Genomic DNA, 22,563 nt, shown 5'->3' with positions numbered 1-22,563 from the left:
GAGGAATGAAATGACTAACATGATTCACTTGGTTGACGGCGAGAAAGGTGGCGTTGGCAAGTCGATGCTAACTCGGATTCTGGTTGAATTCAATCAGAAGTATGAACTGCTGTACACGTTAATTGATGGTGATTTTCAAAATCCTGATGTGCAGCAGCGCTATCCTGAACACAATGCAAAAATCGTAGCTTTAGTTGAAGATGAAGAGAAGTTTTTCGATATCGATATTATTTTTGAAACAGCAGTAGAAACTCCTGTGATTGTCAATTTACCCGCTCGGGTTTACAGCATTATCAACAAATGGATTGACGAAGCTAATTTAACTTCTCCTGATTTTAAAGAGCAGTCAGGAGTTGATGTATGCAAGTGGTTTATTTGCGGGGGCACGACGGACAGCATTGAAATGTTTATTGACTCTTTCAACTACTTTGAAGGTCAGCTCAATCACATTTTTGTCCGCAATTTTGGAGTTTGCAAAGATTGGTCGCACGTACAAAGCCATAAGGAAATGAACAAGCTCATTAATAATTACCGAATTCCTGTGGTAGATTTGCCGGCTCTGAGTGCAAGAGAGCGCAAGTTTATTGATACGAAGCGATTGTCATTTTCTCAAGCAATGAAACACTCTGAATTTTTCTTGATTAGTCAGCAGCGATTGCATACTTTTCTGGAAGACTGTTTCCGTCTGATAGAAGATGTAGGTTTGTTTAACAACGCACCCAATCGCAATAAAAAAGAAGTCATCGCGCCCTATGAACAAAAAAAAAATGAGGAAATGCAAATAGAAAATGAGCAACAAAATAAGTAACAAAATAAGCAATAGGTTTTAAAGTCTCAGGAGGCTGGAATTTGTAAAAAAGGTATCGTAAGCTTTTAAGAATCTAAATTAAGGCTTACGCACACACTCTACTGATAGGGTGTGCCGAAACCAGCCCGCTGGCTGAGTGCAATCAACGCAGTTGTGTTATCCCAGGCGTTGGATATTAGCAATAAACGTTGTTTATTGCGTTTAAATTCTGAAAATAAGAAGATTGATCGATCGCCCGCTAAGAGATTTCGAGGGTTTTAAGAACTTCTTCACCACTGGGCCAGCGGGCTGGGTGTGCCGAAACGCATCTTACTACTACAGGTAGTGTCTAAACCGGTAATTTACGTCCTGGACTGTAAATTTTACAACAGTCAATGTGTAATGAACTCGTTATGGGAGGGAAAAAATGTGAATTCAGACAATAAAAAAATACGCTTGGGTTAGCGCTTTCAGAAGGATTTCATTTCACTAATTTTTGGGATATAGAGACTTATGAAAGAAAGCCAGGTTGTTGTTATCCCAAGCTTATTAGACTATAGAATGCGCGATGTAGAACAGCATAAATATCTGGATTTTGATTAGGTAGGAGGTTAAATGTCCGAGCGACTTTTAGAAGAACTTTCCGAAGTTGACTCTGAAGAGTTTGGCGAGATATTGGAAACGCCAAAGGAAGAGGGCAGACTTAATAATGCCAAAAATAACTCCATACAATCCGCTGAAAATTCGCAAAGTTTGCCCGATTCTCCAGATACAGTCCCAAAAGATGCAGTAGAAGAAAAATTGAAATCAGATGGGAGTAAACTAAATGAAGAGGAGTTTTGGGAACTCATAGACGATGATTCGAGGGAAAGAGAAGCTCTGAACCGAGATCCTTTATCTGCCCCTCCCATGTACGAGAGAGATACTGAGTCACTAATCAGCCAGGTACTCAAGAGCAAAGACTCCAAATTTCGCTCTCACGTCATTCAGACAGCTTACCGATACGGCCTCAATAAAAATGACCCACTTTTTATCGTATTGCTGGCGACAGGTCAACTCGAACTACTGTTAGAAAAAAAACCGCAAGAGATTGACCAGTTTTTCAAGAATTGGCAATCTCAATGGCAAGGTGATTTGAAAGATTCTCAAGCTGTCATCTCTCAAGAATTGGAACAAGTTCGCCAGCTTACTGAAAATTGGGAAAAAGAAAGCAGAGAGTTTTTAGAACGGCAGGGAAAAGCGGCTGTTAAGGTGCAACATCGCCACATTTCCAACTCAGTTTACACTCTAGTGCGACAAGCAGCTTTAGAGAAAGTTGCTCACGATATTTGGTCGGTGATTTTTGGGAGCGGGGTGGTGTTAGGGGCAATGGCGATCGGCGCGTTTATCGGGTTAGCGCTGCCCCGGTTCATTCCAGCGCCTGAACTCGACCCAAAAGGGCCACGCCAGCTCACTTTAGAACAAGCCGTAGCGCTCGAATGGGGGCTGAGCAAAGAGGGTCAGTTTGCTCGCAAGAACGCCGATACAATTCAGTGGGCAACCAGCAATGAAGGGAAATATGCTCGCCAATTTATGAGCTGGAATCAAGCTTTGTTGAGCGAGAAAGGTGGCAAAAAACTGTGTGAAACTGAGATAAATCGATTGGGGGTGACGCTGACAGTAGAGGGTAAACCTGCACAAAAAGGATTTTGTACTTTGTGGATTCGCTCCCCTCAAGAACGAGAGTTTGTTCCTTGATGGCAAATACTAAAGTCGCGAAGGGGATGTAAATAAGTTAGCTTAACAGGAGAAATCTATGATTGCCAATTTGAACAATCAGCCGTTACCTGACCAAAATCCGAAGCAAGTGCAGTCGCCAATATCGGGTGTTTTAGTTGCACTAGACGACCCATTCGATGATATGGTTTGGGATTACTGTTTGAGTCAAACATACCCAATATCGGAACAGATTAAGATTGTGCTGAGTGCTTTCTGGGGGCCGTTTGCTGCCAAAAATGCTAGCAAGTCTTCTGAGCGAGTGCGAGCGATAGCTTATTATTCACTGCGACAATTAGCAGCTCAACAAAAATTGATTGAATCTGTGTTTGAAGTATCAACTGAATCAACAAAAGTTTCCGAAGTTATTGCTGTTCCCAAAAGCAATAATAGTTGCGAGGCCCTCAATCAAGCTTGTGTCTGTTCTCAATCTGTTCTAAATACTGCAATTCGGTGGGAGTAAGAGCCGTTGCTCTTTCTAACAAGTTCAGAATTTCTACCTCAAACGGATCTAGATTTCCTAATTTGTGAAGTCGGTCAGTGCGATCGCAAATTTCTTGAAGTCCGGGCTGATTTTCTAGTGGCACAGCAGTGAGGGCTGAGTGTTTGAAGGTGTACAAGTGCATGGTGAGGGTAGGGATGTTCCGCATCCACACAGTGGCAGTTTTCTCTCCAACTGACTGGATGCGGCCCAATCTGCCGTTAACATCTTCGCGATCTGGCGCGTACACTTCCACTAAGGCACCCATTTTAAGCATCAGGTGGTGAGCGATGGCAGGTTTATCTTCAGGCTTTACCGAAGGGCACCGCCCCTGTAAAGTTTTGGCAACTTGAGCCGGACGACTGCGAGCATCCGAAGCCAAAGCAAGAACTTCCTTCTTTGTCAGCCCAGCAGAGCGGGTCAGTATTTTCCACTTCACTTCGTCTCCTCCAATAGAACTGAGGACATCTACAGCTTGAGTAAATTTGGCATCCCGGTAAATTGTCCTGGGAGAAGTTTTGAACTGTTCCCCCAGTTCTCGCGCTGTTTCATCTGTCAAACTGTCATTTTGACAGTTTGCCAAACGCTTGCCCCCGCGAGATTGCTTGATCAGTTCGTACCAAGTGCCCCGCAGGTAACTAACAGATTCCGGTGTCAGGCTGCGCCGCCCCAGTTGGTTGGCGATTGTCCAGACCTTGACTGCGTTCCGGCTGTCAAAAGATATCTCTACAATTTGGTAGGGTATGCCGTGCGCGGTACATATAGCGTACCTGTTATGACCGTCGATGAGAAGCTTTTCCTCGGCCCAGACTACTAACGGGTCGCGGCAGCCTTCCTCCAGAATACTGGCTTGCAGGGCTGCTTTTTCGCCCTTACTTAGGGGAGGGATGAGGGATTGGAATTCAGAGTCTATCCGCAGTTCTTCAGCAACGGAGGAGGTGTACACACCAACACCCCCTGGCAAAACGATTAACGGTTGTTGCTCTTGATTGTCGGCTTCTGATTGCATTTGACGCATTCCTGACTCGCTTGTCTCATGCCAGTCGCGCCCGCGCTGACTATTGTACGCAGCTTATGGCTAGGCGCGGGCTGAATTTTCGTTGAATAATTCAACGATAACATAGCGACTGTCGAAGACCGTCAAGAAAATGCGAAAATAGTTGAAAAAGGGAAACGTTATCAACGCTATGCCACCTAGTAAAGGAATCCAGCCTCATCCCAACTCGTTAGCCAATCTCAACCGCTCAGGCGGACAACCTCGCTATGAAGAACCCAAGAAGCAAAGGAATATTCAGGTAACGTCGGTGGGATGGGAGGGAATTCGTGCGATCGCCATTGAACGCGGATTGAGTCTCAACGAGTTGATAGAACAGATTGGCCGGGGTCTGATTCCCCTTGGCAATGGTGAAAAAAGTAACTAATCGCCAGATATGGAAAGGGAGGTTAGATAAAAAAACTTTCTATCAACTCGTTACTAGAAGTTTTATTGATAGTAATGACGGGGTTTTTATATGTAAAAACTTGTTAAAAATTACGGTTTTGTGCCGTGTAAATGTATCAGGAAAAATATAATGGTTCAATCACCTCCAAAACTTATAACTGTTGATGAATTTATTACCAACTACGGCGATAGTGATTGCTACGAACTGATTGATGGTGAATTAACCGAAATGGAACCAACAGGACCCCACGAGCAAGTATCCGGGTTGATCGGACGAAAACTGAATGTAGAAATTGACCGCTTAGATATACCCTACTTTATCCCCCCTCGCTGTCTCATCAAACTATTAGGAACAGCAACAGCCTTTCGCCCCGATGTGCTTGTATTAGACCAAACTCGACTAATTAATGAACCTTTATGGCACCAAGAACCTGTAATTACATCAGGTTCTTCTATTAAACTGATTGCTGAAGTTGTTAGTACCAACTGGCAGAACGATTACGCCCGCAAAGTTGAAGATTACGCCCTACTAGGAGTGCCTGAGTATTGGATTGTTGACTATTTGGGCATTGGTGGCAGAGAATATATTGGCAAGCCCAAACAGCCGACAGTTACTATTTGTACGCTGCGAGAAGACGAGTATCAAAAACAGTTGTTTCAAAATGACTATCGGCTTACTTCATCAATCTTTCCAGACTTGCAATTCACCGCACAAAAAATCTTCGCTGCCTGCAGATATGCTGCTATGTAGCTTATATTCAGGTAACGTCGGTAGGATGGAGAAAATTCGTGCGATCGCAATTGAACGGGGATTGAGTCTCAACGAGTTGAGCGAACAGATGGGCAAGGGTCTGATTCCCCTTGGCGCTGAAAAAAGTAACTAATAACCTGGTCAGGAAAAGAAGGGTTCCCTCAAAAAAACTTTCTATCAACTCGTTACCAAAAGTTTTATTGATAGAAAGCAATAATTGGATCGTTGATTCCCCGAGAGTGCTAACTAGCTCTCAAAATTTGCTCAATTAGGGAGAAAACTTGCTGCGGTCGATGCTCAAAATGCTTCTTAATTTGAAATTTTAACGAATCTGTTGGTACATCTTTTTTGTTTAGTTTAAGGCGAATATGCTCATTTCGTGGGAGAGTGGAATTGAGCGCTCGAATAACGGTGCGGCATTGTCGGAGAGTGAGGCTATCGACTTGAATGAAGGGTAAATTTAATGTGCCGGTATCGAGTTGAATATTAGAAGCAAATTCGGCTTTAACTTGTAGCGAAGAGGTGAGGCGCTGTTCTTCTGTGGGTTCTGGAGTTGCTGCACATTCGGCAACAGCAGGAAAGGAAGCAATTTCATTGAGAAGAGGCACAAAATCTGGGGCAAGTTCTGCTGTAAGTTTTTCAGAAGGATTCATCTGCTTCGATGCTAACAGCCTAGCGACATAGTGAACAATTAAGCCACCGTAACCAAAAATTACCACAGTTTCCATTGTGAGGGTAAGAAAATGCTGAATAGGTTCGTACATGATTATAATTTGCAAGTGGAACATCTCTCAAACGCGCTCGCGTTTAATATCAAAACCTTTTAATAAAAACAGTTATTTGATTTATTGCAAAACGGTTTTACGATCTATTATTAAGTGGCTTGCATTCTCGCATAAAACTAATTAACCAGGGCTTAGGCTTTGTAATGGTGTGGCAAGAGTTTGAGATTCTTCGCATTACTTGCGGAACCTTCGCTACGCTCGTGGTAAACTGCTTGAAGGACTCAGAATGACATAATTAGGCTATTACTGCGTAAGTTCTATTAACTAAAGCCTTCTGAGAATGCTATCCACCAAACAGCAGACAAGAGTGGACAACCACTTCCAACGCTGGAGAGATAGCCAGCCTCAGTTACAAACTACGTTTCGAGGGTCATGACACCTACAGGTGCTTTCCAGCTTGTAGCCCTGTCGTCAATAGTTAAACATCCCTATTTGGTTAAGGAAGTGCGATTGGCATAACAAGCCCTCAAAACATTGGCGAGGAAAACATTACCCCGCAAGGGAGGACATCCATGTCTAATTTTGTCTTTGTTGTCGATACCAATGGACAACCGCTTAACCCAGTACCACCGGGACAAGCAAGGCGATTGTTAAAACTCCAAAAAGCTGCTATTTATCGACGTTACCCCTTGACGATCGTACTCAAATACACAGTATCCGCTCCCCAAGTACAACCCCATCAATTAAAAATCGATCCGGGTGCCAAAGTTAGTGGATTAGCAATTGTCCGAGACGACAAAGTAATCTGGGGTGCTGAATTAACCCACAGGGGACAACAAATTAAGCACGATTTAGCATCGCGTCGCGCCCTGCGCAGTCACCGGAGAAACCGCAAAACCAGGTATCGACAACCCCGGTTTTTAAACCGGACGCGAAAATTAGGATGGTTGCCACCCAGTCTAGAATCAAGAGTAGAAAATATTCTGACTTGGGTCAACCGCATACGCAGATACGTTCCAATTACAGGAATATCTCAAGAGTTAGTGAAATTTGACACTCAGGCGATGCAAAACCCAGAAATCTCAGGCATCCAGTACCAACAAGGAGAACTAGCAGGCTACGAAATCAGAGAATATTTACTAGAAAAATGGGGTCGAAAATGTGCTTATTGCAACGCCCAAAATATCCCATTAGAAATTGAGCATATCCACCCCCGATCGAAAGGCGGAAGTTCCCGAGTTTCAAATCTCACAATTGCTTGCCGTCACTGCAACGAAGCCAAGGGAAATCAGGAGCTTAAAGATTTCTTAGCACAGCAACCTGAGTTGTTCGATCGAATCGCAAAACAAGCCAAACAACCATTGAAAGATGCAGCAGCAGTCAATAGCACCCGCTGGCAACTCTTTAACAGACTGAAAGAAACATCATTACCAGTTGAAATCGGAACAGGCGGTCAGACCAAATACAATCGTACTCGATTGGAATTACCAAAAACTCATTGGTTAGATGCAGCTTGTGTGGGACTCGTGTCCCAATTAAAAATTTTGACTGCCGGGCCTTTGTTAATTCAAGCTTCAGGATGGGGCAGCCGTCAGATCTGCCAGCCAAATAAATATGGCTTCCCAATCAGACACAAGACACGGTGCAAGGAATTTTTCGGCTTTAAAACTGGCGACATGGTACAAGCAACTCTGCCTACAGGAAAATTTGCGGGTACTCATAGAGGCAGGCTAATTGTTCGAGCGAGTGGAGTTTTTGAGATGATTTCACCAACGGGAAAAGTTAGCCCAGTACGTCACAAATACTGTAGGGCAATTCACCATAATGATGGTTATACGTATACATTGTCCACTTGCGTCCAGTAAATCGGCAATTAGAGGCGTAGCGATCGCAAATATCGCACACGGAACTGATGCGGTGGGTGGGCGGGCCAATAAAATCCTGCTCCAAGCAGGATTTTATCCCCTTTATCGGGGGTCGTCATTGATTACTTGACAAAATCATCAATCTCTTCATTATCGTCAGTTACCTTTTTCTTATGAGAAGCTTTGACTGCCGATTCGATATAACGGAAGTGCAAGTCAATCACTGCTTGCTCAGATGAAAGCCAGTAAACGTTGCTCAATATTTCTTCAAGTATCTCGTCAGCCGAGGAGCCTTCATATTGCTTGTTAAACCAAGTATTGAACGCTTCCCAGTCAAGAGCTTTACCTTTCTGCAACTGTCGTTGTTTGGCACGTCCCGTTAACTCGCGGGCAACGTGCAAAAACATCTCGAATCGTTGTTCTTCAAGAGTTTCTGCAAATTGCTTTTGCATCGGAGTTGGAGCGGATTTGCGATTAGCCATGATTAACACTCCTTGTGTTTTTTCTTCACAACTAAAGCGACGACAGTTCGCTAATTACAATTAATTCAAAAAAATTAGTGGTGGGTGGGTGGGTAAAATTAAACTCACAACCAAGGTCAAAATTTCCTTGATTGTGAATTTGTTGGGTCTGCTTCCCAGAGCGTCCTGATTCGGACGGTGGCGACAATCATTACCCAGGATCGCAATTCGTGGAAAAGGCCTCGATAGAGGCAAAAAAATGCTCTGCTTTTTCAGCAGAGCTTTCCAATCAAACTTTAGCAATTATTCGTCGTCTTCCTCAAATTCCTCGTCTTCGTCTAGACTAAAATCATCCTCATCATCGTCATCCTCATCGCCTTCCTCATCGCCTTCCTCGTCTTCGTCATCCTCATCAATTTCATCGAGTATGTCATCAATTTCATCATCTTCATCATCGAGTTCGTCGTCGTCATCGAGTTCTTCAGTATCTTCTTCAGAGGATTTAGCTAACTCGTTGCGACGCTTTAAGCTTTGAGCATTGAACTCCATTAAATCGGCAATGGCAGCTTGTGGGTTGTCAGCAATTGTATCGTAAAGTTGGCTCATCGCTAAGGCAACAACTTCGACATCATACTTGAGTTCATCGGGTCGGCCAACTAGCTTAGGAAACACAGTATTGTTCCACTCTTGCCAGTCGAACTTTTTACCATTGCCATTACCGTTGCGCTTATTCAACTGAGCTTGAATATCCAATCCCAGTTTTTCGCGAATTGCGTGGCCCACCTTTGTCGAAATACGGCTATCGCGACGCTGAATTGTCACACCGTACTTCTTATGAATTGTATTCCGAATCTGTTTGACTAGCTCGCCAGCAAGTTGCTCCGGGCTGAGATTAGGTTGAGGTTTAGATTTGGCTCCATTGTTACTGCCGACTGTTTGAATGTTCTGCTTTTCAGGCGGTTTTGATTTAGCAGGCACTGGTGACTGAGAGCGATTTGGAGTGGCTGCGGTTTGTTTTTTAGTTGTGGCCATGATTGACAATTTAACTTACATAACATCAATTTATGAGTGCCGTTAGGCACAATTACCCCCTCCAGTTGAGGGGGGTATTTCGCTCATTAGCAGGAAGTTAAATTTTAATTACCTTAGTTAAATTATTATGTAAAACGTCGTCTATTTAGTTGTATCAACTCATGAAATTTTTCAATACTTGGTCTAAGTTAAGAGTCATTCAAACTCCCATAGTTGCCCTTGAATATTACAGTGCCGATCGCCAAAAAATATTGTCATCATTTCATCAGTACGCCAGTGAGTGTTGTTTACCTGTTTATTATTGGAATCCTGGCTATGCAACTCTTCAAAAGGTGCGGTGTTTGGATAAACATCTCCCGAATTTGGATAAACATCTCCCGAATTTAGGTTGTCATTCAGATAGGGCAAGCGTTTCCGAAATATCTGAAACGTATAACAGTGAATGCGTCTTATGCAAAACTGAGCTATCTGTCGAGAGTGATGTCCTGCAATTTCTGCTGGAAAATGACTGCCCCGGTATCTTTTTGTTAGAGGACATTTTGGAGTCAGAGAGTAGCGAACAGTCTCTTATCCGCCGTTATTCTCAATTAGCTAACGCATTCTTTGAGTTGAAAGGGCGTTCAGCAGACCAATATTGGGTACTGCTGAGCGAGTACATCCAATTGCCATCAAAGCTAAGTCCATTAATTCCTCTACTCAAATGTCCGTTACCCGATCGTTTTGAAGTCGAAGTTCTTGTAGATAATTTTTGCGATCGCAATTGTTCCCTTGATTTTGGTTTAGATCCGGTAGCTGCTAAAAAACGGCTGGCTGTTTCTAGTCTAGGGCTGCCAACTGCTGAAATTGAATTAGTGTTAGATCGATCGCTCTCTGTGACCGCTTCAGTTGTCCAAATCGCAGAGTTGGTATTGGAGCATAAAATATCGCAACTTCGAGACCAGGGGTTGGAGTTCATTGCTTCTCCAGACGTGCCTCATGCTGGCGGTTTAGATTTATTAGATGCTTATTTGAACGAGGTCGTAAAGCTGTCAGAAGCTGATGCCAAGAAATATCACCTCAGACCTCCCAAAGGAATGCTGCTGTGGGGGCCGCCGGGGACGGGCAAAAGTTTGAGTGCAAAGCTAGCTGCTAAGAAGCTAGGTTATGCGCTTTTAGCAGCAAGTTGGGGCAATATTCTAGGTTCCTCTAATCCAGATCGCGCTCTCAACAAAATGCTGGATACAGCCGATAATTTGGGCGGCTGCGTGCTGTTTTTTGACGATTTTGACAAGGGTTTTTCTGGCTGGGAATCAAATGCTGATGGCGGTGTAGCTAGGCGGCTGTCGCAGAAATTGCTCACATGGATGCAGGAGCATGAAAGCCCCGTGTTAATGTTAGCTACTGTAAACCGCTTAGAAATGCTGCCGGCTGAACTTATCCGCAGATTTGACGACGGCGGAATCTGGTTTGTGGATTTGCCACACAGCGGCGCTCGCTATGAGATTTTCAATTTGCACTTAGCTAAGTATTTCCCAGAGCAGTTTGGGGAAGGAAAAGAGAATCTTTGGAGCGACAGGCAGTGGTATTCACTACTATCTGATTATGCGGGAGCAACGAGTGCTGAAATTGCGATCGCAGTTAAACGCTGTGCCCAGCGAGCTTATTGTGAAGGGCGACCTGGTAAAATTGAATTAGCCCATTTGCGTTATCAGAGAACTCAGTTTGTGCTATCGTCTGAGCGTTCTTCTGAAGATATCCAGGGGATTCGGAACAAAGCTAGTTATGCTCGTCCCACAGCCAGTTCCGACACTTCCAGGTTTGCGGAGGGCGAACAAGAACTGTTTGAATATAAGCCCCCTACTTACGATTTGAGCGAAGATGACGCTGTTTAATTTATAGCAAGCAGCAAGCAATCATGAATGTCAGTTATGAGCATGGTTCTGGTGTCAATCCTGGACGCTGCTCGGAGCAACGTCCCACAAATCATTTAGGATTGCTATAGATGCAAATCTTATTGCCAATTAACGGATTAAATGAAAAGAGGAAATCGTACAATGGATAAAGTAGATAACTACCGACTAATTATTGAAAAAATTTTAAGTGAATATGCAGAAATTCCCTATACTTACAACAACCTTGAATCAAAACTCATTATCAGCAAAGACTCCAATGATTATTTAGTGCTGACAATAGGCTGGGAAAAAGATGTGCGAAATCATGGCTGCATTGTTCACCTTGAAATTATTAATGGTAAAATCTGGATTCAAAGAGATGGAACAGAAGACGGAATAGCCACTGATTTGTTGGCTGCTGGTGTTCCAAAAAGTGACATTGTACTGGCATTTCACCCCCCGGAAATTAGACAACATACAGATTTCGCGGTCTGTTAAATAAAGCTAAAAAATCACATTCAAACCCTAACTTTTTTTACCTAAGTTTTGAGAGGAAGTTTTAGCCGATCGCCTGCATTAGTTGCGAACCCTTAGAACCGCCAAACCGTGTCCCTATCGGCGTGGCGATGTAGCCGCCATTAAAGACCGATTAGCCCTACCTTGATATGAAAAAGACCGCGTAGATGGCGAGACGAAAATAGGCCTCTTTTGCGATCGCCCCACTGAACATCCACCAGCAAGCGCGATCGCTAGAATAGACCTCTTGCGAAAGTGCAAGCGCTCTAGTAAAATAAAAGAAAAAATTAGCTCCCCTAATATGAATTACGAACAATTACAAAAGTCAACCCCCAAAGACTTTAAACGCTACTGTGGAGTACATCAAGAAACATTCAAAGAAATGGTAAAAATAGTCAAAGCGGAAAAAGTATTTCAAAAAAAATCAGGCAGACCAAGTAAATTGTGCCCAGAAGACCAAATTTTAATGACATTATCCTATTTGCGAGAATATCCTACTTTTTTTCATCTAGGAATTAAATGGGGTATTAATGAATCAAATGTTTATCGAATTGTAATTAGAACTGAGAAAGCTTTAATAAATTCAGGTTTATTTAATTTACCTGGCAAAAAGATTTTTTATCAAAGTAAAAATGAGATAGAAACTGTAGCGGTGGATGTGTCAGAGCATGAAATAGAGCGTCCCCAAAAAAAGCAAAAAAAATATTATAGTGGCAAGCAAAAATATCATACAATAAAATCGCAAGTTTTAGCCAACAAAAAAAGTGCCGAAATAATATGTACAGCTTTTGGTAACGGGAAAACGCATGATTTTAGTTTGTTTAAAAAAAGCAAGATCGGGATGAATCAAAACGTTGAATTGCTAGGTGATAAAGGTTATCAAGGAATCAAAAAGATTCATGCTAATAGTAGAATACCGCTCAAAAAACCCCCCAACAAAAAACTGAGTCAAGCCGAAAAATTTTTCAATCGGCAACTAGCAAAATCCAGAATTATCATTGAAAACATACATCGAAGTTTAAATATATTTAGAATACTGTCATCAAGATATCGGAATCGAAGAAGACGCTTCGGATTAAGATTTAATTTGATCGCAGGTATTTATAATTATGAACTTTCTTTGAAGACAAATTAGCCATCGCCTGAGACTTTCGCAAGAGGTCTAATCAACCACACGCGGCACACCACGTTTTACCCGGCCGTCGCAGCCAGCAGCATCACGCCTTTTTTCCGCGCAGTCGATCGAGAATTAGCCGATCGGGACTTACGCATCAAGACCAAAGAAACCGGGTTTTTACATCATAATCTGTGGATAACAGGGAAGAATTTTCGCAAAAAACCCGGTTTCTGGCCATCCGTGCGTAAGTTCTACCGATGTAACTGTTGCTATCCCTCGTTTCGGACACCACCACATGACCACCGTCACCCCAGCCGCGAGTATTTTGCAGCACCGCGATGCCTTAAAACTTGTCGTAGATTTAATTGTAGAACGCGCCGAAACAAGATTTTAATTAAGAAACAAACATTAACCGCCCCAACTTGTCAGAACCTTGATTTCTACTTCGCAAGGAATGGGCGATAAAAAATTGTCGCCGGCTGACACCATACAGCTATCAAGTAAAGTTTTTACTTGCTCAATTTCAGCAATTGGACACTCTAACAAAATTTCATCGTGAACGACACAAATAAGTTTAGCTCCTGTTCGTTTCAAAGGTGCAAAAAGTTTCGCTAATGCTAATTTAGTAATGTCAGCACTCAGCCCTTGAATCGGGTGATTCAGCATTTCATTAAGCAGCGGTTTAGATTCTTTAGACCAAAGTCGCCGTCGGCCAGCCATTGTGCGACTTTCTCTAATCCCTTTCTGCCACTGTCGGCGAATGGCTGCATGAAACTGTTTAATGCCTGAATAGGAGTTAAAAAACTTTTTGCGGAACAGCGAGGCTTTTTCCAGAGTTAAAATTACTCCGTATTCGGACTGAGCCATGTTCTTGAATTTGTTGACTCCCATGCCGTAAATTAAACCAAAATTAATGATTTTGCCAAGCTGTCTATCATCTGAGGTGATGTCAATCAATGGTTTGTCAAGCACTAAAGAAGCCGTAAGTTTGTGTAAATCTTCACTTTGAGAGTAGGCAGCCCCCATTGTGCGATCGCCCGAAACCTTAGCCATGATTCTTAACTCAATTTGGCTGTAATCGGCTTTGAGTAGTACACAACCTGGTGCTGTGATAAAACACTGCCTAGTTTCCCCATCTCTAGGAATATTAGTTAAATTCGGTTGGCGACAGCTAAACCTACCAGACCTCGCTCCAATCTGAAACCAATTCGGATGAATTCTTCCAGTAATGGGGTGAATGTGATGGGGCAAACCTTCAACAAATGTGCTGATTCGAGTTGACACGCTGCGGTAGTCGAGCAAAGCTTGAATTACGGGATGTTTGTCAGCAAAGCAAATTAATGTCTGAGTAGTGGTGGAATTAACAGGAATACCAGTAGATTGAAGGGCTGCTAAAACTTGTTTTGGAGAGCGGGGATTAATGGTTTCTGTAAATTCGGGAAGCAGGGAGAGTTGTTGGTGAGGGTTAGGTCGATGCAATTGCGAATTAATTTGGGTTAAAAGCAAGTCGCGAGTTTGACAAAGTTTGTTGCCAAGAACTTTCCACTGTTCTCTATCTAGTAGCATTCCATTTAGTTCCATAGAAGCTACCGCAGGCAAACAAGCAAACTCCAATTTTGCAATTTCCCAAAGTTTTGAAGCTTTCAGTTTTTGTTTGAGCGTTTCTCGCAAGGGCAATAAAATTGCAGCATCGGTAGCGGCATATTGCAGTTGAGGCGATGTCAGCGTTCCACCCCAGTCGCTTGTTTGCAGCGTTTTATCTAGCTTGACGCCGAGTAGTTGGTCGGCTACAGCTTCTAACGATAAATTGCGTTTTAGTCCAGCAACGAGTACTCGGTACGCCAGATAGGTATCGAAAAAGGGACGGCTGGGGGGCAATCCAGCTTGAGTTAGCATCATCCATTCAAATTTGAGGTTGTGACCTATTTTCAGGGATTCTCCGGCTAATAGGGCACGCAAGGGGTGGAGGTCGGCGGGTGCGATCGCCCTGATATCGATGACTGCGACTGGGCGATCGGGAATTGCTAACTGTACTAGGCAAACTTTGGCTCGGTACGGGTCAGTTCCCAAAGCAGTTTCGCAGTCAATACCGATAATTTTTGCTTCTTCAAAAGGCTTGAGGGCTATTTTCAAGTCTGCTGCATTATCTATCAGTTCGTATGCAGGTTTGATCAAATTTTTCCATAGGCTTTTAGTACATTTATTAGGAGCATTATTAGTTATTATATTGGTCATCATTACTTGGGTTTCTTCCCAAGAATAGAAAGAGTCTGGAGTATCTCGATCGACACGGGGGTTTGAGTAATATTTGATAATGTCTCGGACATTACGCAGCTTGTTATTCATGGATTTTCTTTAGGAAAGTGGGGGAGTTATGAGTCAGTTTTTTCCAAATCAACTTAAGTCTTGGAGTTGAGGAGTAAAGTCAAAAACATAAAGGATGGCGGTTGGTCTAAAAAAAACCAGGTCAACCCTGATTTTGATTTAAAAAGTTGGCAACCTTTAAAGTCGGCAACAGTTGTTTTGGCTATCCCAACTGCCGTCTAAAAGGTCGCAGCCTGGTTTGCCATCTGTAATCTTTTTACAAACGGCTGCGTTAGCGTCTGTTGTCACTAACAGCAACAGGCTTGTTATAGCGATAGCAATCAGTTTTTTCATAACGGTGAACTCAAATGTGTGAACTTCACCGATACAACACTGTTAAGTGCGATTTTAATTCGGAACGATTAGATTTAAAAAAAGATTTTTACAGGGAGGTGGGTGGCAAATAGTTGAATTTATATTCAAAATTTATGACTATAATAGACCCCTTGCAAAAAACGCAAACAATCTTGAAATTATCTGCGTTAATCTGCGTCGATCTGCCTTGAAGGAGCGGTTGCTCTATCAATCCAAGATTTATGCAATTTTGTCTAATGCAATACGGTTAATTTAACGTTAGTTAAACGTTTTAAGACGAGTTTAATCTCACGAATCTACTAAAACTACAGGCATAGTTTAGGATACTGATTATTCTTAGCTGAACCGTATTAGACTATAATGTAATTGTCGAATTAGGTTTTGCAATTGAATCGCCCTATCCAGCTTCTTCGAGTTCGAGATCGACAGGTGGTTGATGCCATCTTGACATCCGTTACTGAGAAACATTTAAACAAAAATCATGAATAACTCAATTCTTTTCCAGCCCCAATCTACAATAGATGATACAACCCATTATCCGCGCTTAATGGAACTAATAGAAGCCGAAGATGCAGCTAATGGAGAAGTTGGCTGCGGTCGGGATTTGGGCAATAAACCTTCAGTTTATCTAAAAACCTGCGGTATCAATATCTCTGATGAGAAGCTAAGAAATTTGTTAAGGGAATATTTAGGTAATTTATTGATGGAGCTAGATTTTGACTCAATCATCAACCAAGTGAGTCACTTTGTAGAGTCATTAGTCGTCCAGAAACACACTCGATTAGAGCATCAAAGACAGGAAATAAAGCTCTTAGAATCAGTTGTAGAGCATATTCCTGCGAAGGAACTCAAACAATGTATTGAGTCTGAATTGGGGGAGTTTTGTTCGGAAACTGCTATCGAGCAAATTGTTCAGCATACTCATCAAGTGATTCACTATTCAATTCTCCAACCTCGACATAAGTGGCCCAACCCTATTTGGGTACTAAGTGCTCTTGAAAAAGTGTATATTGCTCAGGCATCTAGTTTAGATGCAGCAATAGCCCAAGTTAAAGCACAATATCCCCACGAAACCGAAGAGCTGCAAGTAATAAAAGTCGGAGGTGTTCTCGCATCCAACCAAGTGATTTCCTTGGACTTGATGAACAATTATTAATAAAATTTGCTGGAATAATTCGGTAGCTTTGAACGCACCCCAAGCTGCGTCATATCCCGTCTTTTAAGTATGGGAATTCTTTAGCTTTTAGTCCCTACTCCCTCTGAAGAGACATTTTTACAGGCTTGTAATTGACTGTTTTGATTTTTATCGGCTTAGTTGGAAACCCACTTGGGGCATGATTAGTTTATTTCGATCGATCGCGAGAGTTACTTTATCAATTGCTCAACTCGCTTGTACACAAGAGCGAGTTGTTAGTACAATAATAACAACAATTGCTATTCCCTGTTATTAAAACGAAAATGGAATAGCCCAAATTACAGGAGGACTCAGGCATGAACGTGTCTTTGACACCGGAGTTAGAGCAGTATGTCCAAGAGAAAGTCTCAAGCGGACTATATTATTCTGCCAGCGAGGTGATCCGTGAAGGGTTGCGCCTGCTGAGAGAACGGGAACAATTCCAGCAAACTCGCTTGCTGGAATTGCGGGAGGAGATTCAGCTAGGGCTAGACAGCGGTGAGGCAACTTCCTTAGATATGCCAGCAATCAAGGCAAAAGCGCGGCAGCGTCGGCGGAGGAAACCGCAGTAATGGCCACGATCGTTAAACGCCCGCGCGCTGAACTGGATTTGCTGGATATTTGGGACTACATCGCTGATGACAGTATTGATCGGGCTGATGAGTTTTTAGATCGGGTTGAGGGAAAATTGCAAACCTTGGCAGGTAATCCAGGATTGGGCAGAAGGCGTGAGGAACTGTTAACTGGGTTGCAAAGCTTTCCGATTGGCAACTATGTAGTGTTCTACCGGGAAATTGAAAATGGAATAGATGTAATTCGTGTTCTGCATGGTTCACGGGATATTGAAGACATTTTCAGTCGCGGCTAACTCCTTGTAATTCAAGTGCGTATTCAAGACGTACTGCCTGCCAATATAGAGAGTTTGGTTGCGTAAATTCGAGTCAAAAATTGAGTCGGGAGCCTTAATTTTAGTAGATGAAACGCGCTCTCGGGTGAGAATTCTACCTATTACACCGCGATAACTATCAAACAAGAGAATTTAGTGCGCGATCGCACTTTGTCATATCAATTCCGGTTGCACTCCTTATGATATAGAGTCCAAGGCTCTTGGAGTGTCCCTACCCAAAATAATATTGTAGGGACACTCCAAGAGCCGTCTCCTAATTTCGGCAACAATACCGATGCAACCGGAATTGATATCACTTCTCTTAAAAGATATTTTTACAAGTTTTGTAGCATTGCCCAGTGCTGAGAGCCGTTAGGCAACCTTCATAAAGCTGCCCCCTCCATTTAGAGGGGGTAATTTTTACTGAACGAAATCGCTCACCGGGATGAAGTTGCAGGAACTCGATGCGATTTAAATTGGAATTGTTCACCACGCGAACTAAGAAAAACTATGCACAATTCTTCGCTCGAACCTAATTCTGGCTACATCAACTCCGGTTACGAATCGGAACCAGATTTGACGGTCGGTTATTCGCCATCAAAGGAAGTTCGTCAAGGTAATTTTGACGACGCTTACCAGGAAAACATCTATGACTTGTCCAACCTAGCAGATACTCCTTGGACAGATTCAGCAGTCCGCTCAAATCCACAGTTTGAGCTGGAGCTTTGAGTAAAAAAAACAGAGAGGGAAGATGTGGAGAGGGAAAGGATAAGGATAGGCAGATTTAGATGACGGGTTATTTCTAAGATGCTGCTCTATTTTTTGTGATGTTTTAAAACCAGTATATATCTTGGCAAAACCATTAAAAATAGAGCAGATTTTTTACCCCAAGTTTAGTTAACGTAGGATTTTTATGAACAGTACAAAGGAGTTCAACAAATCAAGCCAGGTAGGATCTGCTTTAATAGCTGCCAGTACACTCTGCCTACTTTTTGCTTTCATCGGCGCTACTTTCCTAAGCTTTGCATCAATTGCTAGCGCCAGTCCCTTACCTACTAAAATCTGGGAAAAAGAACAATCTAGGGTTTTGTTACCAGATTTGAATCAGATTACCTTGAGTTCCCTGCCAGCAGTTGCTAGTTCTGGAAGTTCTGGCGGCCGAAGCTGGCAAGCTGGCACTTTTGTTGACCAAATCTTAAAGCTGGGGGACATTAACGATCTAAAAGCTGAAATTCTTTCTTTGCAAGCAATTGAACAATTGGCACTAGGGGATATCAATTTAGAGAATATCAGCTTGTCAGTATTTCCCTTAGCTGGTAAGCAAACTGTCGGTCACTTGGCTGAAATTGTTCCGAATTTGGGTCAATTTCAATTGAGTGATGTTCCTCCAATTGCTTCTTTATCTTCTCAAATAGCCGGAGTGAACCCTAACATCAACCAATTACCAATTGGTCAAGCTGTAAAACAAGTACCGCAACTAGCGCAGGCAAAACTTAACCAAATTGACCTATCTGAGTTTGCGATCGCACAAATCCCCAACCTTAATAGCGTAAATTTAGAACAGTTCTCGGGCTGGTCAGAGGAACTCATCAGCAATATTCCGCGGCTCAATCAAGTCCCGCTTTCGAGTTTCCCTGTTCCTATTGCGTCCATTGGGAGCACAGTCATGCGAATTGACATGATTTACAGTCGGTACGAGAGCAAACGCAATAACACAATTTCCGGTTCTGATGTAGAAGGATTTGCGGTAGCCTGCGAGAAAGATTGCGCTTATATCGAACTCGACGACATGGAAAACGCCGGTCGCCGCGCCACAGGGCCGCTAGAAGGCAAGCAGTGGATTAGCGGCAAATATCAGGAAGTGCGAGGTGGTTCTGGCTGTTTGACTGGTTGGGAACCGACGGGCAGACATCCTTTTGGGGAAGTGTTTAAAGTAGTCGTAATGGAGCCGTCAGAAACCAGCGATACTGTTGACACGGCTCTGTACTTCAGGTTTAGTTTGCCCTGCGGCAAATCGCCTTACATTATTGGCCCAGTTCCGTTTCTCAGTTACAGCGTTAATTCGCCTATGTTTGTCGGTCGATTGGAGGGCGGTTCTTCTAACAGTATTTCTCGCTCAAAAGGCGTCGCCTCTGAAACAAAACCTTCAAAGCCACTGAGTTCCAATCAAGCTAAAGAAAACGCTTTACCAACTCAGCCTGTACCTGAATCGAAGCGAGAGTGCGCGCGCCCTGCGACTTACGTTAGCGGTGTGGATGTGGCTTCATTAGGGGAGGCGTTAGCGAAACTTTCTGAAGGAATCACCAATATGGAAAGTGCGGGCAGTGGTGATTACCAAGCCATTGGCGAGCTTGTTTGTAGCTCCGGCAGCCACAACTGCGGGCGGGCCCTGGGTCGCTATCGGTTTATGAGTTACCGGGAAGATGTGCAGCGTACTGTCAGCTCAATTTCTGGGGGGACTGACTTCCTCCTGAGAGTCAACAGAGGTCAAAAACCTACAACGGAGGAACTCTTTCAATATTTTCCTCCTGCTGTTCAGGATAAAGTTTTGCAAAATTCTGTGGCTGAGAACGTAACCAGCAGCCAGCAGGAAATTGATCCGAAAACTGGACAGGTGTTTAGCGGCGATCGCATAATCGAGCGAGTAGCGCAGAAACACTTTGGGGGTTCTGGCAGTAAAATTGATGCCAACTATTCCGATAATTTAGGTGGCTATTCGCTCAAACAGTATGGAGAGAAAGTCCGAGAGCTTTACAACCACAATGCCAGCGACAATTGCCGAGCTAATTCGGGGGATAGCAATGGTATCACCAAATCGGTGGGCGAGCGTATTACTTTAAATGCTAGTTGGAGTATCGGTGCTGCGCCATTCATCAGCTTTTTTTTGGTGGGAATGTGGTTTTTAGTTCGACTTCTTCAGAAACGAAATCAGCAATTTTTTCTGATGCTAATCTGGGGGTTATTAGTTACTATTGCCACCGCTAGACTCTCCCATTAGACTTGCATTGCATTCATTCGCTCGCTATTCTTGAAATCCATCTGCGTTGAGCTGTGTTGAGCTGCTTTACATCTGCGGTTCACTGATCACTCAAAGATTTATGCAATCTTGTCTCATAAATCAAGAAAGTCATTAAAATTGACTGCAAAATAGATAGCCACTGCTTACTGAAGCCAAGTATCCTATCTTTTCAATTCCTTCCCTTGCCCTTAATTTGTTATTTAAGGAGTAAAAATGCTTCGAGAAAATCGAGTAGAACAACAGACAGCCGGCGGTCAAAGAATTGTCAAGCCTCCGGTTTGGTTAAATCAAATTGGTTATTGGTTTCGCATTGGTTTGACAGTTTTTACGGCCCTATCGCTATTGTTGGGGACAATTGCTTGCAGTTCTTCTACCTCAGCAACAACGGCACCGGCTTCTTGGGTAGAAGCTTTGCGAGTCACTCCAAAAGAAACTTTAATCCGAATTGTACAGGAACACAGCAGCCTCTCAAAACTCAAAGTAGCGGCTGCTGGGCAAAGTGCAGTAGCGGAAGCAATTAAAAGAATGCGAGTGTGGCAAATTAATGGCTCAGTAGGGCGGCTGAACCTTTATGATTTCAATAATTCCGCTCTGTGCGGCACAAAAGGCTGCCTTTATGTTGGCTACTTAATTCCTAATGATTCAAGTCAAATGGCAACAGAAGTATTTGCAGCTTATCTCGACCCCCATAAACCGCCGAAAAATCCTTTGTTTCAGGCTGACACTTCCTCGCACGAGGGTTTGCCTTGTCTAGGAGTGAATCAGCTTTCCAAAGAAGGCCGCCGCCAGCTTCAATTTTGCTACGACGGCCTTACCTATCAACTTGCTGATAGCCTGTTTTTCAAAGGTGATTAGTCTTTGGTATTAGGCTGGTCAATCTAAATCAAAATCTTCGTCGGAATCAACTTCAACGTCAACCTCAGTAGCTTCGGAAAATTTATCTAACTCCTCTAATTCTGAGTCTGTTCCTCCTTCAATTTGTGTAATTTTGCGAGGGGGCGACAATTTACCTCGACTTTTGCGGTTAGTTACGCTTTTTGGCAACGCCTGGACTTCTGCTTCAGCACCAGCAGCTAGACTTGGCAACCCGGCATCGCTAACGTCAATGAAGCCAGCAATGTTATTGTGCAGTCCCCAAATCAATTTTCTTTGTAATTTTTGACCGAGAAACAGCTTGTGAAAATTAGCCTGATTGGGCTGAGTAATGCTGTGAGTCTTGCAGCAAAAAGATTTATTCTTGCCTTCTCCTTCTTTGATAGCTTTAAACTCGATATTCAACACTCCCAACGAGCGCCATTTATCATTTTTACCGCTGTAATCTTTGCCAAAATAATCAGCAAATACCCGTTCTAAATTGCGGTAAAATTCTTCTTTAGCGCTCTTGAAGCTCCAGAGAGCTACATTCTTGAAACGCACGACAATCGGCACTTGATGTAGGGGTTGATTTTTGACATTTAAAAAGATGAGAGCGTGTTCTGAGCAAACTTCCTGCATTTTCTTATCGAATAAATGGCGATATTCGTCGTAAGACCCGATAAAAGTACCGGCTAATTGTCCATTTTCTTCAATATCTTTGTAGCGGATGTACTCAGGCACAAAAGCTAATACCAACATCCTCGGTTTTTGCAGCAGCAATCCCGTCACTTGTTCAGTCAGTTCAACGGTGGTTAATTCCTCTTGATTAGGCATTGTATGCCATTCGGCTTTTGCAAGCTGGTCGGCCGGGAGCAAAATACCTGCTGGGTTATCGTTAATCACGATTCCATAGGGCAAAGAGGGTTTGCGACTTTGGTTGTACTCACTGTTCAATAGCTCCGGGTCTATCTCGTAAGAATCAGCAGTCTTATTCTTTTGGGTGTTGGAGTTTCCACGAGAGTTGTGTGCTGTCTTTGTTGGGGATTTTGCGTTATTGTTTCTTACCATTGTTGGCTCTCCTGACTTTATGGTGTATAATGTAACAAACAATACATTTGCTGTCATGGACTTTTATTTGGACTATATAT

At 43.1% G+C, this 22,563-nt stretch carries 22 protein-coding genes; 16 read left to right on the top strand and 6 right to left on the bottom strand.

All coding sequences use genetic code 11. From position 1 onward, the window contains the following. Positions 1-10: 10 nt before the first annotated feature. The 3 genes from QUB70_RS06875 (at position 11) to QUB70_RS06865 (ending at position 3,005) form a co-directional block, all read left to right on the top strand. Entirely contained in the window at positions 11-808 is a 798-nt protein-coding gene (locus QUB70_RS06875) for a mobilization protein MobD-like protein (RefSeq protein ID WP_332979199.1), read from the top strand. A gap of 594 nt (positions 809-1,402) precedes the next feature. Continuing rightward, positions 1,403-2,524: a DUF6753 family protein gene (locus QUB70_RS06870; RefSeq protein WP_332979198.1), complete on the top strand. Its 1,122-nt coding sequence runs from the start codon at positions 1,403-1,405 to the stop codon at positions 2,522-2,524. A 58-nt stretch (positions 2,525-2,582) separates the two neighbouring features. Continuing rightward, positions 2,583-3,005, top strand: a complete 423-nt coding sequence (locus QUB70_RS06865; protein ID WP_332979196.1) for a hypothetical protein — start codon at positions 2,583-2,585, stop codon at positions 3,003-3,005. Here the strand turns inward: QUB70_RS06865 and QUB70_RS06860 are convergent. Continuing rightward, positions 2,947-4,032 (bottom strand): hypothetical protein, encoded by a 1,086-nt coding sequence (locus QUB70_RS06860; protein WP_332979194.1) that lies wholly within the window; start codon positions 4,030-4,032, stop codon positions 2,947-2,949. The two genes, QUB70_RS06865 and QUB70_RS06860, sit on opposite strands and share 59 nt — an antisense overlap. A 178-nt stretch (positions 4,033-4,210) precedes the next feature. Here QUB70_RS06860 and QUB70_RS06855 point away from each other — a divergent pair, with 178 nt between their 5' ends. Beyond that, positions 4,211-4,444 carry a hypothetical protein gene (locus QUB70_RS06855; RefSeq protein ID WP_332949736.1) on the top strand — a complete coding sequence of 78 codons (234 nt, stop codon included), beginning with the start codon at positions 4,211-4,213 and terminating at the stop codon, positions 4,442-4,444. A 150-nt stretch (positions 4,445-4,594) separates the two neighbouring features. After that, entirely contained in the window at positions 4,595-5,215 is a 621-nt protein-coding gene (locus QUB70_RS06850) for a Uma2 family endonuclease (RefSeq protein ID WP_332979192.1), read from the top strand. A gap of 242 nt (positions 5,216-5,457) precedes the next feature. On the opposite strand, the gene QUB70_RS06845 is transcribed toward QUB70_RS06850, so the two are convergent. Continuing rightward, positions 5,458-5,979 carry a hypothetical protein gene (locus QUB70_RS06845; RefSeq protein ID WP_332979190.1) on the bottom strand — a complete coding sequence of 174 codons (522 nt, stop codon included), beginning with the start codon at positions 5,977-5,979 and terminating at the stop codon, positions 5,458-5,460. A gap of 533 nt (positions 5,980-6,512) precedes the next feature. On the opposite strand from QUB70_RS06845, the gene iscB reads away from it, so the two are divergent. Next, entirely contained in the window at positions 6,513-7,805 is a 1,293-nt protein-coding gene (gene iscB / locus QUB70_RS06840) for an RNA-guided endonuclease IscB (RefSeq protein WP_332979188.1), read from the top strand. A gap of 122 nt (positions 7,806-7,927) precedes the next feature. On the opposite strand, the gene QUB70_RS06835 is transcribed toward iscB, so the two are convergent. Further along, complete coding sequence (locus QUB70_RS06835; protein ID WP_332979187.1) at positions 7,928-8,287, bottom strand: hypothetical protein; 360 nt, start codon at positions 8,285-8,287, stop codon at positions 7,928-7,930. A gap of 282 nt (positions 8,288-8,569) precedes the next feature. Continuing rightward, positions 8,570-9,298: a hypothetical protein gene (locus QUB70_RS06830; protein ID WP_332979185.1), complete on the bottom strand. Its 729-nt coding sequence runs from the start codon at positions 9,296-9,298 to the stop codon at positions 8,570-8,572. Positions 9,299-9,459: 161 nt separating this feature from the next. On the opposite strand from QUB70_RS06830, the gene QUB70_RS06825 reads away from it, so the two are divergent. The 3 genes from QUB70_RS06825 (at position 9,460) to QUB70_RS06815 (ending at position 12,820) form a co-directional block, all read left to right on the top strand. Beyond that, positions 9,460-11,169, top strand: a complete 1,710-nt coding sequence (locus tag QUB70_RS06825) for an ATP-binding protein (RefSeq protein ID WP_332979184.1) — start codon at positions 9,460-9,462, stop codon at positions 11,167-11,169. Between the two features lie 162 nt (positions 11,170-11,331). After that, positions 11,332-11,667 (top strand): XisI protein, encoded by a 336-nt coding sequence (locus QUB70_RS06820; RefSeq protein ID WP_332979183.1) that lies wholly within the window; start codon positions 11,332-11,334, stop codon positions 11,665-11,667. Between the two features lie 319 nt (positions 11,668-11,986). Continuing rightward, positions 11,987-12,820, top strand: a complete 834-nt coding sequence (locus QUB70_RS06815; protein ID WP_332979182.1) for an IS5 family transposase — start codon at positions 11,987-11,989, stop codon at positions 12,818-12,820. A 390-nt stretch (positions 12,821-13,210) separates the two neighbouring features. Here the strand turns inward: QUB70_RS06815 and QUB70_RS06810 are convergent, their stop codons facing one another. Next, positions 13,211-15,148, bottom strand: coding sequence for a bifunctional 3'-5' exonuclease/DNA polymerase (locus tag QUB70_RS06810; protein WP_332979181.1), 1,938 nt, complete (start codon positions 15,146-15,148; stop codon positions 13,211-13,213). 814 nt (positions 15,149-15,962) lie between these two features. Here QUB70_RS06810 and QUB70_RS06805 point away from each other — a divergent pair. The 7 genes from QUB70_RS06805 (at position 15,963) to QUB70_RS06780 (ending at position 21,415) form a co-directional block, all read left to right on the top strand. Next, complete coding sequence (locus QUB70_RS06805) at positions 15,963-16,637, top strand: hypothetical protein (RefSeq protein WP_332979179.1); 675 nt, start codon at positions 15,963-15,965, stop codon at positions 16,635-16,637. Positions 16,638-16,972: 335 nt separating this feature from the next. Next, positions 16,973-17,227, top strand: a complete 255-nt coding sequence (locus tag QUB70_RS06800) for a type II toxin-antitoxin system ParD family antitoxin (RefSeq protein WP_332979178.1) — start codon at positions 16,973-16,975, stop codon at positions 17,225-17,227. After that, positions 17,227-17,523 (top strand): type II toxin-antitoxin system RelE/ParE family toxin, encoded by a 297-nt coding sequence (locus QUB70_RS06795; protein WP_332979177.1) that lies wholly within the window; start codon positions 17,227-17,229, stop codon positions 17,521-17,523. Before QUB70_RS06800 ends, QUB70_RS06795 begins: the two co-directional genes overlap by 1 nt. 528 nt (positions 17,524-18,051) lie before the next feature. Continuing rightward, positions 18,052-18,270: a hypothetical protein gene (locus tag QUB70_RS06790; RefSeq protein ID WP_332979175.1), complete on the top strand. Its 219-nt coding sequence runs from the start codon at positions 18,052-18,054 to the stop codon at positions 18,268-18,270. Continuing rightward, positions 18,267-18,329: a hypothetical protein gene (locus QUB70_RS32625; RefSeq protein ID WP_442927726.1), complete on the top strand. Its 63-nt coding sequence runs from the start codon at positions 18,267-18,269 to the stop codon at positions 18,327-18,329. The genes QUB70_RS06790 and QUB70_RS32625 overlap by 4 nt, the downstream gene beginning before the upstream one ends. Positions 18,330-18,454: 125 nt before the next feature. Then, entirely contained in the window at positions 18,455-20,539 is a 2,085-nt protein-coding gene (locus tag QUB70_RS06785; protein WP_332979174.1) for a hypothetical protein, read from the top strand. Between the two features lie 234 nt (positions 20,540-20,773). Next, the gene (locus tag QUB70_RS06780) at positions 20,774-21,415 is read left to right on the top strand and encodes a hypothetical protein (RefSeq protein ID WP_332979172.1); all 642 of its coding nucleotides are present in this window, start codon (positions 20,774-20,776) and stop codon (positions 21,413-21,415) included. Positions 21,416-21,433: 18 nt separating this feature from the next. On the opposite strand, the gene QUB70_RS06775 is transcribed toward QUB70_RS06780, so the two are convergent. Beyond that, positions 21,434-22,483, bottom strand: a complete 1,050-nt coding sequence (locus QUB70_RS06775) for a DUF5895 domain-containing protein (protein WP_332979170.1) — start codon at positions 22,481-22,483, stop codon at positions 21,434-21,436. Positions 22,484-22,563 lie beyond the last annotated feature (80 nt).

Source organism: Microcoleus sp. A003_D6, assembly GCF_036702825.1.
In the GTDB taxonomy this organism is placed as follows: Bacteria; Cyanobacteriota; Cyanobacteriia; order Cyanobacteriales; family Microcoleaceae; genus Microcoleus.
The sequence above is the reverse complement of the archived record's forward strand: the minus strand, read 5'-3'. Positions and strand labels throughout refer to the sequence as shown.